We start from the raw sequence: 14,275 nt of genomic DNA, 5'->3' as shown, positions 1-14,275 counted from the left end.
TTGCGGAACAAAAAGCCACCCGGATTATTTTTGGTTCTGTTTTTCTTTTAGAAGGTCTTCGCGTTGCTGTATTTCGGCTTTTAAAGTTTTTATTGTATTCAGGCGGCTGAGAAACGGCTCCTGTTCGGGAAGAATCGGGATATTTTTTTCAAATGAGTCCAATGCGTCCTGTCCGAGAGATGCTATTTCTTTGCTAAGCTTTGCCTGAAACTGTTTTTTTTCGATTTTGAGAACACTTTCGTCTCCGAATTTTGTTACAGCGGTTTCTGCCTTTGAAAACGCTTCCTTTGAAGCCTGAACGCCTTTCTTTAAATAATTCTGAAGATTTTCTTTTAATGCCATAAAGTCCTCCTTATTAAAACTCCGTTTTTGTTGCTTTACAATTTTTTTAGCGCAAGAAGCGTAAGGTCGTCTGCCTGCGGATCTTCGTTTAAATTCTGATAATAAATATAGTTCGGTTCCTGCAAATCGGCAACTGAAGAACAGTAATATGAATAGCGGCTGAATGTTTTTTTTAGGAATGCGTCGATTTTTCGGTCTACACGGACTACATCGCCCTGAACCAAGATTTCGCCGTTTTCGTTTTGTTCCACGCTGCCCTTTGACTGCGGAGTTTTGTACATTCTGAATACTTTTTCGACTGCGACAAGCGCCATGATTGCCTCGTCAATATTGCCTTCGAGTTTTTCAAAGTCAAATATGAGCTCTTCGTCCGGAATCGGGCTGTGATATTTTATAAGACGGTAAATTTTGCGGTTTAGGACTGATTCGAGAATCTCTTTTACCCTTTCGTATTCAATCTGCTCGGAAATCTGGCCGATTTTGTGATTTTTGTGAATTCCGTCGTTGTTCAAGTCAGGCTCACGGCATTCTGTAACCTTAAAATCTTCCGTCCTGAAAAAACGTGTAGATTCCTCGATGCCGTCAGTATAAAGAAAAAGAACGTCGTCTGGATTTAGATGAATTTTTTCAACAACAAAACCGCTTTTCATTTCGACCATAAATGACGGAAGCGCTCCTGCGGCAGGAGACTCGTGCAAGGTGACTGTTTTTATTGTTTTTTCCTTGCTGCTGAAAATATGGATTATATTGTCTCCAGCGTTGCACAAATGCACATCGCCGTTTTTTGAATCGAACAAGGCTATTAAAAGAGTTGCAAATTTGCCTTTTACTCCGAGAGATTCGATAAAATCGTTTATTTGAACTACGAGTTTTCCGAGCGCTGTTCCGTGGGTTTTAAATGTCCACTGCTCAAAATATTTCCGGAAAAGAGTTGCCACAACCGTCATAATAAGAGCCGCAGGAACTCCATGGCCGGAAACATCGCATTTTATGACAGCGTAAAACCTGTCGTCGAGCTTTTTGTAGTCAAAATAATCTCCGGAAACGGCATCTGCTCCTTCGTAATAACCAAAAAGCTGGAAAGTTTTTTCTTTTTCTTCGGCGGTTGTTTTTTTGCCGCCTTTTTCTGTCAAAGAAAGCGGAAGAAATGTCTGCTGGACAGCCTTTGCGTCAAGCGAAAGTTTTTCCTGTTCGAGAGATTTTTCTTCTTCTTCCGCCGCACGAACAAGACCGGAAGTCATTTTGTTTACGGCATCGCCTAAGGTTCCGATCTCGTCGTGGCTTTTTATGCTGATTGTAAAGTTTTTCAGTTTTTTCTTGTCTTTTGTTTCTGTAATTACCTTTACGTGCGCCATGAGTCTTTTTAGAGGCTCAACAATGAGAGACGCCAAAAACCAGGAGCCGATTATACCCAAAAGCATTGCCACAAAAGCGACAACGCAGGCAACAATTATGATTGTGTTTCTGGAATGGGAAAGAGAATTTACAAGTTCCTCCGCCGAAACCTGAAGAACCAAAACCGCATGCAAAAGATTTTGAGAATTATTGTTTTTATAAAAAACTGGATAGTAAAAAGTGTAGATTAGATTATTTTGCGCAAGCGAATTTTCGTTAAAAACAGGAACGGACTGTGTGTTTTCGCGAGAAATGCTTCTTAAAATTGCCGTGTATTCATCTTTTTTTTCGCGAGAATATTTTTCTGAAATATCTTTTAAAATATCATCGACTTTTTGATGCGCAGTTTCTTCAAGAGGAGCACATTGAAGGGCAATTTTTGATTCGACAGTTTCGCTCTTAAAACGGCTTTTTCCGATTAAAGGCTCCGCTGTGTCGAGCTTTTGACTTATTGCCGCGGTATTTTCGGTCGAAGCCCAGAAAAAGCCGAGGCTTGAGCTTCCAGTGTTTTTTCCGCGGCCGATTACAGTTGAATAGATTGCCGGACCAAAATTGTTTGTCTGACGAACCAAATCTATAAGTCCAACAGAACTTCCGCCTTCAACCGCGTCGTTCATTGCGTTTTGAACAGAATTTGACATTCCTTCGAGAAGAACCGTAACCTGCTCCCGCATGCTTTCTACGAGAGTTTTTCGCTGTGTCTGAATCATTCTCCGCCCAAGAGAAACAGAAACCATTATAACGATTGAAAGAACAAGCAGGACTGTAAAACTTACAAGCTTGAGTTTTAAGCTTGTCTGTCGCTTTTTCAATTTTTCAACCTTAATTTTTTTAGTCAACGGCATAACATCTCCTGTCAGAAGCGCGGCAACTTCTGAATGAATTAAAACTGATTCCCGCAAAGCGCTGGCAATTCCATAAATTGCAAAAACAACGGCAAGAACGCAGAATATTGCAAGAAGAATAAAAAGCAGATCCACAACCTGAACCGAATATTTTTTTTCCGAAGAATAAGATTTCCATTCTGCGGAAGGCACAAACGGCCGTTCAATTTTTACAGTTCCGGATTCATCTATTCTGAATTTGTTCGATTCCGCATTTTCTCCGCCGCTTGTTCCGCGCCTTGAATGATGCACAAAAATTTTATAGTTTCCTTCTTCCAGTTCTTCAAGATGAAGGTTCGTAATGAGGCTTGAAGAGCTGATTTTATAATCATTTTTTGAAAGATAAAAAGTTTTTTTGAATTGCGGATCTCCGCTCTTTTCGACAATAATCTGGTCAACTAAACCCTCGTAGTCAAAATCCTGGCCAAAAATATTTACCGACAGATTTCCAAATTCATCTTTTTTTGTCTGAAGTCCAAAAATCACCGTATGCGGAGAATATTTATTTACAACAAGAACAACCGACTCGCTTTCTCCGGCGTTTCCGGTCTCGTCAATTGCGCGCACAGAAAAAACATAAATTCCGTTACGGCAATTTTTAAAAGTGAGGGAATTTTTTCTCAGACAGACAGTCTTTGAAGGCTTTTGGCTTTTTTGAATAAGTTTTTGCGACTGCCCTTCAATTTTCTGTAAATATTCAAAAATTTCTTCTTTTTTCTGCTGATTCTGCCTTTGATTTCGTATGAGAGAATCCTTAAACTGCGGACTCAAATCCCTGACTTTTGAAAAGCTCCAGCTGTAGCCTGCAACGTCCGTGTCGTCCTGATTTTTTTGCCAGAAAACAGAAAAAGAGCCGTCGTTTACAAAACCAAAAACGTCCTTTTTTACAGGAAGAATCGAAACTTTTTGAGGAGGCGTAATGTCGCGGTAATAAGAAATTTGAGATGACTCAGACCAGTTGCCCGCCGCGTCAAGAACTTTCGCCTTAAAAAAATATTCTCCGTCTTCATCCGCAGCTGCAATTACCGTGTATGAGCGTCCGGAAGAAATATTTTTTTCTACGATAAGATCAGAACTGTCCGTCGAAGGCTCGGTTTCCGGCGATTTTGAAAAGCTCCAGGAAAAACCAGAAATTCCGCTCGTGTCCTGAGGCATTGTAATGCGGATTTTTACTTTTTCCTGCGAAGAACGGACATTCTTTTTAAAATTAACCTCTTTTAAAACAGGAGGAAGAACAAAATGATCCTGCTCAACTTCAAAAATCTGCGGATTTTTATTATTTTTTTGCCAAATGTAAGAAATTTCGCTTTTTAAGGAACTTGACGAAATTACAGGACAGACAAAACTCGAATTTTCGCTGTTTTTAATAAATTTTTGAGAGCCAAAACTGTTTTCTGAATTTTTGACAGCGGAATACGCGCCGTTGTTTTTGTCAAACCAGACAAGGCTCGTCTGACCGTCATGTTCGAAAAAAGCCGGGCGATGGGAATTCATTAAATCAGAATATTCACGGACCCGTCTGTTTTCAAAAAGTTTTCCGTCAGAAGCAATTCTGGCAAGAACAATATATGTGTTTTCTGAACGGACTTCGTTCCGCTCCCAGGCGCACCAAATCTGAGAATTTTTTGAATAAACGACAGGACTTTGGTTTGAAAACTCGATAAAAGAATTTGCTTTCCGGCTAAAAGTCGCATTATCGTCCGTCAAAAGCCCAGACTGAGAAAAAGTTTTTAAACCGTCTGCGGAAAAAGCCGAATAAAGCTGAAAAGTTTTTGGTTTGTCCGGAACAGAAAAATGCGACTGAAAAACAACCAAATCGCCTTCAGAAACAGGACAAAGATACGGCGCAAAGGAATTGTCCAGATTTTTTGCCGGCTCAAAAATCAAAAAATCCGACCAAAAAAGTCCGTCTTTGGAAACAGAATAAACTATTGAAAATTTACTTTCTTCTTCAAGGGAAGCAAAAAGCACAAAAGCGTCGTTTTTTGTTCTGAAAATTCTTGGCGCAACAAGATGCCTTGAAAACATCGAAACTTTTGTCTTAGAAAAATTTTCACCTCCGTCTTTGGAAGTGTAGATTCCAATTTCGTACTGAGATTCGCTTGCAGCGACACAGACTGTTCCGTCAGAAAGGCTTGCAGCCGAATAAATGTCCGGGACATCGCCAGAAAAAACAAAAGGACCGGCAACTTTTTTGGGAGACGACCATTTTCCTGAAAAATCTTTTTTTTCGATGAATTTTATGAAAATTTGAGAATTTAAAGCCTCTTCAAAAAAAAGAAAATTCGTTCCAGAGCCGGAAACCACAACTGGAAACTGAGTATTTTTTTCAGTAACCGCAACCGGCGCTTCAAAATAAAGACTCTGGGCAGGCAAAAACAGATTGAATGCAGCCAGCGTGATAAAAGAGAGAACAGTTTTTTTTATTTTTTGAAAATCTTTATTTTTCATCATCTTTTTATTTCTCCGGCGCTTTTTTCACATATTTTCAATTCGCCGTTTTAGTTTTATAACTTTAGCAACCTGAGGATTTTTTGTGAACAAATCGTTTATCAAAATTTCCGCCTGCTCTTTTAAGCCGTCATTGTAAAGTCTTTCCGCTCTTGAATAGCGTGCTTCGTCGGCATCATCAAGATAATTTTTTACAGTCGTCGCCTTTGAATTCAGAATGAAGGCTTCATCCTTCAATTTTTGGGCAAGAATATTGCGCCGGTTTAGCGAAAGAGCTTCGTTTAAAAGCGAAATTTTTTTACTCAGATTTTTTTCATTTTTAGCAAGAGATGTAAGTTCGTTTGAACGGGCAAGATTTTTCTTTGCCTGCTCGGATTGCGCAAGACGGTTTAACTGCGATTCAAAATCCTTTACGGCAAGCGCAACAGCCTTGTTTTCCGGGATTATTTTCTGAAGCGCCTTTATCTCGTTTAGAGAATTCCGCAAGTCAACGTCGCGGCCAGAAGAAGCTGCGGCTTTTGCCTGATTTATTTTTTGAGCTACGGTCGAATTAAACACAGACGGATCGAGAATTTTATTTATCAAAAGATTCAAGTTGCCTGCTTCCTGATTTTTCGGAAAAACCCTCTGAACCTTACGGACTTCGTCCCTCGCCTGCGCCAGCTTTTTTTTGCCTTCGTCAGTATTTCCTGAAGAATAGAGCTTTGAGCCCTCTTCGTAATGAAGTTTTGCGTTATTTAGATAAGTTCCCATGTCTTTGTAGAGCGGATCTGCGTACGAAATTTCTTTGCCGCCGCTTGATTCAAGAGCTTCCTTTACGAGAACTGCAAGCTCCGTGATTTCTGAATTTTCCTGGGCCTGAGTTTTTTCCCAAATTTCTGACGCGCTGTCAAGAGAACGTTTTGCGTATTCAAAATTTCCGGCATAATAATCATTGTAAGCGTCCGTAATTAAAGAACGTACAGTCGAAATTACCCAGCCGTTCTGCATAGCCGTAATTTTTTCGTCGGCAAGAGCAATTTTTGAAGAAAATTCTCTGCGCAGCGAATCGTTTTCTTCAAGCTGGAGAGATTTTTTATAAGCTGAATCTGCATCTGAAAGAGAATTTCGCGCCTGGTCGTACTGCTTTTTTTCAAGATAAGAAAGAGCGGATTCATAAAGGCGTCTTGCTTCATTTGCGGATTTTAACGCTTCGTTTGATTTTGACTTTGCGCTTGCCATGATTTTTTGGCAGTCAAGCAAAAGTCCGTTCATCGCCGCAATAACCGACTCAAGATTCAAAACACTGTCTGTATAAATTTGCTGAGTTCCACGGAATTTCTGTCCGCCATCAAGCTCTTTTCTAAAACCAGAGAGAACGGCAATTTCCTTTTTAATTTTTTCGTTCAGCTCCGCACATTTTTGAAAAGCCTTTGTCGGATAAAATTTTACGATTCTTGTCTCGGATTCAATCTCTTCAATTCCGTTCAAAAGAGAATCTGCTTCAGTTCTTTTTAGCGTAAAATCGGCCAGCTGCCTGTCGCCTTCGTCAGAATATGCTTTTGCGAGAGTTGACCAGACATTTCCCGCCTGATTTTCACATTCGTTTTTTGCAAGCTGAAGAATTTTATCGTAAAAAGCCAGAGGAACGCTCCAGTCAAGACTTTTATTTTCGGCCAGGAAAGTCTTTCCGTCCGACAGAGAATTTTGTTCTGCATCAATTTCTGCAATTTTATTTTCATAATAAGCCGCAGAATTTAGAATTTCTTTTCCAAGAACAGAAAAATTCTTGTTTAAGCTGATTTTTTGAGCAAGCTCAAGATTTTTGTCAGAAACGCTTTGTGCAAGATTAAGGGCATTTTTTAAGTTTTTTGCCGAAAAATTTTGAATAAAAAAAAGAGAATCCTTGTATTTTTCAAAACCAGAAAAATCGCCGCCGTCAATTTTTTTGTAAAAAGAATGAATTTCCTGTCCTTGAAATGCAAATTTTGCCGCGCCGTCTGCAAGCTCAAAAACCGGAAAAGTTTCAATTTTGGAATCAAAAATCCGCGGATTTAAGGCAAACTGAGAGTTTATGAGGGAAAATTCATTTAAAATCGCTTCGTAAACCGTATTTTTTAAATCTTCAACGCGGCTGTTCAAGAAAGCATCGACCGCAGCCAAAATTCCGGAAGAAGAAAGTTTTTCAAATCCAAAAACCGCCCGTGCGCTAAAAGTTATGTACGAAGTGTCTCCAAGTCCGGGATTGAGTCCGATTGCGCGCCTGTCGAGAGCTAAAAGTTCGGTTCCTGAAGAATAAATTTCGTTTCTTGCGCGGATAATTTTTTCAAAGGAGCGGCTCATTTTTTTTAACGCAGATTCTGATTCGTCCGTGCGTAGATTTTGAACCGCCGATTTGTATTTTTTATAGTCTTCCTGGCAGTTTTTTAGAAGGTCATTTAAGCTTGAATTGAGCTCAGAGAGCTTTTTAATCTGTTTTTCGACTTTTGCGTTCAGCTCGTCCGGATAAACGACCGCAATTTCTTTTTCGCCTTCAAAAACCGCATCAGAGTCTTTAGTTTTTAGAGAAAGCGCTTCCGAAGATTTTTGGGCTGCAAGAAAATAATTTTCTGACGAATCAAAGCCAGCATTTTCGACAAATTCCGCGCTTTGGGCCAAAATTGAATTTGAACGGTTGATGTAATACGAAAGGCGAATTGTGCGCCGGGCATCGTTTGTAAAATCGACAGCTTCTTTCGGAGGATTCTGCTCCATTTTTTCGAGGGAAACGATGATGTCCATTTTTTTGCTGTCGAGAGCATCAGCCTGCAAATCGCTCAAATCGGCTGATTCCTGCATTTTTTCCGCAAGAACAAAAGCCTGCGCGTTAAAATCCAGCCTTTTTTTCATAATTTGCGAAATTCTTTTTTGAGCGCGGTCAAACTGCTCAGGATTTCTTTTTATAAAAACCGAAAGCGCTTCAAGAGCGGAAGAATATTCATTTTTTTTTATGAGCAGGTCAATTTCCGAAAGCGGAAGAACTTTTTTCTCCAAAACAGGCTTCTGCAAAGAAATATTTTCCTGAGAAAAAAAAGGAAAAGCAAAAAGAGAAAAAATAAAAATGCCGGCGAAAAATTTAAAGCGTGCCAATTTTTAATATTTTCGGTATTATTTCTTATGCAATAAAGGTAAAAAACCGAAATTTAAATTAGAATAAAGTGAACGGCAGTTTTTTGAATTTTGAAACAGATTTTGCGATAAATTGATGAAGAAATTTAATATTCAAAAACAGGATCTAGTTCATACTGACATAAAATTTATGCGAAAAAAACAGCATTTTGCAAAAAAACAAGCATTTATTTTTCTCGCCGTTCTGGTTTTTAACGCCGCAGCCGCGCCTTTTTGCGTTTTTGCGCTCGATCTAAAAGACGTCAATTCAAAATTGAGCGATGTCTTTGGTTCTTTTTCTGACAGCAACGAGGGAACCACAGTTTTTCGTTCGCTCAATATTCCAACCGGAGGACGCTCGGAAAGCCTAGGAACTGCAATAACAGGTCTTTGCGACGACATCACTTTTTTTGACTACAATCCGGCAGGCTCAGCAGTTTTAAGCAATTCAGAAATCGCATTTTTTCACAACTCTTGGATTGCAGACTCGGCAATGGAAACATTGGAAGGAAGCTTGAGATTCAACAATCTTGGAATGGGACTACAGTTAAAATGTTTTTATGTTCCGTTCACAGAATACAACCTTTTTGGAGACAAGCTTGCAGGAAGCTATTACTCAGAAACCTCGCTCGCGTTCAACATGGCGTATAATTTTTTGGCGGGATACAATTTTAAGGGAATTGCCGCAGGTTACACGGTGCGCGCCTCGTGGCGAAATATGCCAGATTATGCAGACAATCAGACAGACAAAATAAAAAGCGGTTCTGGACTTGAACAGTCTGCCCTCGGTTTTATGGCGGATTTTGGACTTCTCGTAAGGTTTAATTTTCTTAAAAATTTCAGCAGTCTTGAACCAAATTTTAATTTTGGACTTGCTCTCAACAATCTCGGTCTTGCCTTTACTGGCTTTTCTAAAAATTTTGAGCTTGACGATTCTCTTCCAACAAGAATAAGCGCCGGCTTTTCGTACAGACTGTTCAAAAATCTTCTTTTTACGGCAGAATTTCGCCAGCCTGTAAACCTTATGAACTTTTCATCTTCGCAAAAATTTTCGTTTGCCAGCGGAGCAGAAATCAACGTTACGGCTTTTTTCGATTTTGAAGCAGGATTTATGCTCAGCGGAGGAAATCCGCGTTTTAGCATTGGAAGCCAGTTCGACATAAAAGGCATAAAAATGAACGTAAATTATACCCTCGACCTTACAACTTCGTTCAATCCGGTAAACCACATAAGCCTCGCGGCGCGGCTTTTGCTCGGAGACAGAGGCCGTTCACAAATAAGAACAATAGTTTACGAAAAATACACGGAAGGAATCGAGCTATATTCAAAAGGCGACAGACAAAATATTCAAAAGGCGATTGAAAAATGGACAGAAGCAAAAAATATGTCATCCTCAATCGGAATAAAATTTGATCCGGCAATTGAAGCAATAACAGCAGCCCAAGATTTACTGAACGTCCACGACCAGATAAAAAATTTCGGTTTTCTAAAATAAATAAAAAAATCTGCAAATTCAATCAAAACTTTGAACTTGCAGACTGTTTTATAAAAAATTACTGTTTTCGGCAGAAGATGCGGTAATTCAGCCACGGAAAAAGGACGTGCTCTTTTTCGAGTTTTGTAAGCCATTCCGTGCTCACAGTATTTGAACCCAAAGCATCAAAAACTTTAGTAAAATCAATGACACTCTTTGTAAAAGATTCTCTTGCAAAATCAGAAAAAATTCCCGAATGAATCATCTTTGCAAGCTCTCCAGACTGGGCAAGCATGAGTTCCTTTGCGCCAAGAACCAAAAGCCTCACTTTTAAGCCAGTGTCGTCAGGGAACCGGCCGGAAAGGTCAACCATGCGTTCGCACATTTTTCTTGTATAGCGCAGCATCCAGCTGTTAGAACTGTCCAAAAGATCTTCTCCATAACCAGTTCCGCTCGCAGCAGAAGGATAAGGGTTTATTTTTTCGAGCTTAAACTGATCTTTTATCAAATCGCCAGTAGCGACAAACTTAGAAGAAGCATTTTTTCTCAAAACCTCTTCAAAAAAGTCCATTCCTTCAGCCCAGCATTGTCCCAAAGCCGCGGCGTCAATCGCGCAGACAAGAACAGGGTTTTCAAGATATTCAGAAGCTTTTTCGAGTTTTCGATTCTCTTCGTCCAAAAAAGCCGCAGCGTCAATTTTCGCCTGCTCCAAAGCCTTTTTAGAATCATATGGCGAATCAGAATCATCTTTTTTTGACCAATAGCGGAACAAAGTGTTTCTCCGAGGCGAATCCGGCTGCAAAAAGCCTTCAAGCTCGCTTTCTTCAAGCTCAAAACCAATGTCTTTTTCCTGATTTTTATAAACCGGATTTGAAGAAAAACCTTCGCGGCCGTTTATTTTCTGCGAAGCTTCGCCATCACGTCCAAAAACAACAAGCGAATTCCAGCAACGGGCAGGAACAAAAATTCCGGTTTTAGGAGCGTTTTCGCTAAAAAGAATTCCGTGAGTATCCAAAACCGTGTAATTTATTCCGTAAGAGCGGAGAGTTCTTTCAATTCCCTTTGCGTAACCCATATATGGAAGCCAAAAACCGTCAGGAGCGCGGCCAAAAAAGTGCCTGTGCGACATAATTCCAGTTTCAACCTGAGCGTTCAAAACTTCAGGCATATCGGCATAATGCGGCAAAAAAGCGTGAGTTCCGCACGAAGCAAGAATTTCAATTCTTCCGCGCTTTGCAAAGCCAGCAAACTGCTTTAAAAGGTTGCACTCGTATTTTTCAACAAAATCCTTTCTAGTCTGAACAATTTTTTCGAGCTGTTCTTCAGCGTTTTTTAAAAGCTCTGGACAAGAGGCAAGTCTTTTTTTTTCTTTTTGGCCAAGACCAATGCAACGGTCAAGCCATTCAACATACTGACTCTGCAACACCTCGTCATCCAACATCGAGCACAAGACCGGAGACAAAACAATTGAAAATTTTGAATCGATATTTTCGGCCTCAAGTTTATTAAGCAGGTTTACAAGCGGAACATAAGTCTGGCTCAACGCACCAAAAAAAATATCATTTTCCGCCCCAGGAAGCTCACCTTCCTTACAGACATGACGGACATAAGGCTGATGCGCAACGACAACGATTGAAAGATTTTTTTCTGACATTTTTAACTCCAGCTCCGTTAATTATAAAAACGACTGACGATGATTTTCAAAATGGGCATTTAAAAGACCTTTCATATTAGAAAGCTCAACCAATTCTCCAACATCAAGCTCCCGCCCAGGAAGCGAATTCAAAATCGGAGAACCTTTCGGAAGCTCAATTTTTCTGGAAACAGCGAGATTTTCGTCATCCTTGCCACCGCTGTACTGAGCAACCAAATCAAGGCGCACAAAATTTTTCCCCGGCGACAAAAGAACATACTGCTGCCTGTCCGAAATTCCGAGCTGGACATCAAAAGACTCAGCAGGCTTTTCGTCATCGGCATTCTCCCAAAAGGAAACACGAAGACAAAGTGATTTAAAAGAAAAATCAGAATTAAGACGGGCAATGTCCGCCGCCGAAATATCCCAGTAAACAAAAACCCATGCAGGATTTCGCAAAACTGCGCAAATTTCCGTTTCGTTGTAAGTTTCAGGCAGCGCTTCTTTTTTTTCAAGAGCTTCGGCTTCACCTTCAACCTCAGAAATATCTTCGTTTTCAGACTCTGACTGCAATTCTTCGGCAGTTTCCAAAAGTTCCCTGATAACAAAGCTTCTATTCAGATTTTCCGGTATGTCAATACCAAATTCATCAGCAAGCGAGAGCAAATCCGCAGTTGACAAAGTAGCCAAGTGCGAAAGCGTAATATTTTTAGTTTCCATAATTTTAACTGCTTCCATAATCTTAAAAAAAATAGTTTAAGTCAATTAAAAGCGCAAAATTCCAGACTTAATTGAGCAAATCCGGCCTTTTTTGCGCAAAATTTTGAATTTGGGAGCGCATTTTTTGTAAAAAAAATATTTTTTCAACAAAAATTGGCAAGCAGCCTCAAAAACCGGCTTTTCGCAGTTCCGCTTCCGCTTCATTCGGCAAATGCCGAACGCTGCGCGCTGCTGCAATCCGGGCTGCATTCCCCTTCAATTCGTGCTTCCCCTTTTCCTAAAAGTTTTTTTTTACTAAAATTACAGCATTATGATAAACGAAATCAAAAAAGCAATTCTTTCAGGCATCCTTATTTCAATCGGCGGATGCGTTTACATGGCAAGCGTAACGGCAGGACTAAAATGGTTCGGCGCTCTTCTTTTTTGCGGCGGACTTTTTGCAATCTGCATCTACGGATTCAACCTTTACACAGGAAAAGTCGGTTATCTGGCTTACAATTTTAAAGACAAAAAAGCTTGGGAACTCGTAATTGTAACCTGTTTTTTTAACCAGCTCACAACATTCTTAATCGGAATCGCAGTCGGAAAATATTTTCCTTCAATTCAGGAAGCGGCGGCAAAAGCATATTCAGCAAAACTAGCCGCTCCTCTTGCAAAGCTGTTTATTTCCGGCATTTTCTGCGGAATTTTAATGTTTCTTTCGGTAGACACCTGGAAAAACGGCCATAAACTCGGACTTTTTATCTACGTGCCGGTGTTCATAATCGCAGGATTTGACCACTCAGTAGCAAATTCGTTCTACAACGGAGCCGCCTTTGGACCAGAAACCTTCACCCTCAAAAACGCAGCCGTAGTCGCCACAGTAACCATAGCAAACGGACTAGGCGGCTGGATATTTCCGCTTTTAACAAAACCCGCACGTCCGTGAGCTGACAAAAGCTTTGCTTTTGCCGGTTAGCTGTCTTTATGCGCCATCCGTGGCGCCATTTTTTCAAAAAGACAATTTCTGTTTTTACAAACATCTGGCAAAAAGCGCACATCCTTGAACGCGTTACAAAGTACAACCAGCTACTGCACATTGACAGCAAAAAATTCCTATCCTATAATTTTTGAAGTTTGCGTTGCAAACATTCTTATCTTTTTATCAAGAAAATGTTTTTAAAGTATTGTAGCGGTCATTGAGTTTATCGAAATGACCCGAACATTTTTCTATTTTACAGGAATATTTTAATGAAAAATTACCGTAAACATCTTACCCCCCCCCACCAGTCGCGCGTGTAGTTTTAGCGTGCGTTTTTGCACTCTCGCTTTTTGGTTGCAAGATAACTACCAGCGAGCCCGACAAATTTACCGTTGCATTTGACGCAAACGGCGGAAGCGGCACAATCGAAAGCATTACAAAAACAGAAAACGAGGAATTCGAGCTTCCGGCAAACACATTTACAAGAACCGGCTATACCTTTTCCGGCTGGAGCACAGACAAAATCACGAATGAATCCAGCAAATCCTACAAAGACAAAGAAAAAATCACGCTGACAGAAGATTTGACGCTGTACGCACAGTGGGCGGCAGGAACTGGAACAGCCTACAAAGTGGAGCACTGGCAGCAGAACGTTGCGGACGACAGCTACACTCTCGCAAAAACCGAGCCGATGACAGGAACAACCGGCGAAGAAACCGCGGCAAAGGCGGAAGAGACAGACGGATTCACCGCAAAGGAATTCGCTCAGGCAAAAATCGTGGCTGACGGCTCAACAGTCGTAAAAATCTACTACGACAGAAAAATCATCACATTGACATTTGACGCTGACAACGGAGAGGACAAGACAACGCTTTCTGGAAAATTCGGTGCAGAGATTGTTTCTCCATCTCCAGAAAAAACAGACTTCATCTTTTCCGGCTGGAGCACAGACAAAAAACCGAATGAATCTGGCAAATTATACAAAGACAAAGAAAAAATCACGCTGACAGAAGACTTGACGCTGTATGCGCAGTGGGAAGAAAATCCGTCTTATTTTATAAACTACAACTTGAATGAAGGGACAAATCCAGAAGACGCAAGAACATCGTATAAACAAGATGAAACTGTTGTCTTGCCTGTTCCAACACGTGAATTCTATGATTTTGCAGGCTGGTATTTAACGCAGGATTTTTCAGACGAAGCGATTACAGGCTGGAATGCAGGTGAAAAAACAGGAAACATCACACTTTACGCAAAGTGGACTGTAAAAGCGGAAAATGTGGTGAATG

At 40.4% G+C, this 14,275-nt stretch carries 8 protein-coding genes and 1 pseudogene; 4 read left to right on the top strand and 5 right to left on the bottom strand.

Annotated features, from left to right (window positions below):
- Window positions 1-24: 24 nt before the first annotated feature.
- From B4N75_RS04955 to B4N75_RS04945, 3 genes are read right to left on the bottom strand one after another with little or no spacing between them, the layout of a single operon-like run.
- On the bottom strand, window positions 25-342 hold the full coding sequence (locus B4N75_RS04955; protein ID WP_296025080.1) for a hypothetical protein: 318 nt from the start codon (window positions 340-342) through the stop codon (window positions 25-27).
- Window positions 343-377: 35 nt separating this feature from the next.
- Window positions 378-5,075: a SpoIIE family protein phosphatase gene (locus B4N75_RS04950; protein ID WP_296667166.1), complete on the bottom strand. Its 4,698-nt coding sequence runs from the start codon at window positions 5,073-5,075 to the stop codon at window positions 378-380.
- 24 nt (window positions 5,076-5,099) lie between these two features.
- Window positions 5,100-8,084 carry a hypothetical protein gene (locus B4N75_RS04945; RefSeq protein WP_296706729.1) on the bottom strand — a complete coding sequence of 995 codons (2,985 nt, stop codon included), beginning with the start codon at window positions 8,082-8,084 and terminating at the stop codon, window positions 5,100-5,102.
- A 211-nt stretch (window positions 8,085-8,295) separates the two neighbouring features.
- On the opposite strand from B4N75_RS04945, the gene B4N75_RS04940 reads away from it, so the two are divergent.
- Window positions 8,296-9,693 carry a UPF0164 family protein gene (locus B4N75_RS04940; RefSeq protein ID WP_296706727.1) on the top strand — a complete coding sequence of 466 codons (1,398 nt, stop codon included), beginning with the start codon at window positions 8,296-8,298 and terminating at the stop codon, window positions 9,691-9,693.
- A gap of 58 nt (window positions 9,694-9,751) precedes the next feature.
- On the opposite strand, the gene B4N75_RS04935 is transcribed toward B4N75_RS04940, so the two are convergent.
- Together B4N75_RS04935 and B4N75_RS04930 are read right to left on the bottom strand one after the other, a co-directional pair.
- Window positions 9,752-11,326: a 1,4-alpha-glucan branching protein domain-containing protein gene (locus tag B4N75_RS04935; RefSeq protein ID WP_296667172.1), complete on the bottom strand. Its 1,575-nt coding sequence runs from the start codon at window positions 11,324-11,326 to the stop codon at window positions 9,752-9,754.
- Window positions 11,327-11,347: 21 nt separating this feature from the next.
- On the bottom strand, window positions 11,348-12,025 hold the full coding sequence (locus B4N75_RS04930; RefSeq protein WP_296025099.1) for a DUF4912 domain-containing protein: 678 nt from the start codon (window positions 12,023-12,025) through the stop codon (window positions 11,348-11,350).
- Window positions 12,026-12,335: 310 nt separating this feature from the next.
- Here B4N75_RS04930 and B4N75_RS04925 point away from each other — a divergent pair, with 310 nt between their 5' ends.
- The 3 genes and pseudogenes from B4N75_RS04925 to B4N75_RS04920 all read left to right on the top strand — a co-directional run.
- Window positions 12,336-12,953: a formate/nitrite transporter family protein gene (locus B4N75_RS04925; protein ID WP_296667174.1), complete on the top strand. Its 618-nt coding sequence runs from the start codon at window positions 12,336-12,338 to the stop codon at window positions 12,951-12,953.
- Window positions 12,954-13,347: 394 nt separating this feature from the next.
- Window positions 13,348-13,539: pseudogene (locus tag B4N75_RS09265) on the top strand (InlB B-repeat-containing protein); the annotation flags it as partial.
- Window positions 13,540-13,569: 30 nt separating this feature from the next.
- Window positions 13,570-14,275: InlB B-repeat-containing protein (locus B4N75_RS04920; protein ID WP_296706726.1), on the top strand; the 706-nt coding region annotated here is incomplete at its 3' end.

The sequence above is a fragment of the Treponema sp. UBA7570 genome, assembly GCA_002477955.1.
Classification (GTDB): Bacteria; Spirochaetota; Spirochaetia; order Treponematales; family Treponemataceae; genus Treponema_D.
Note: the sequence above shows the minus strand (reverse complement) of the source record. Positions and strands in the feature narration are given on the sequence as shown.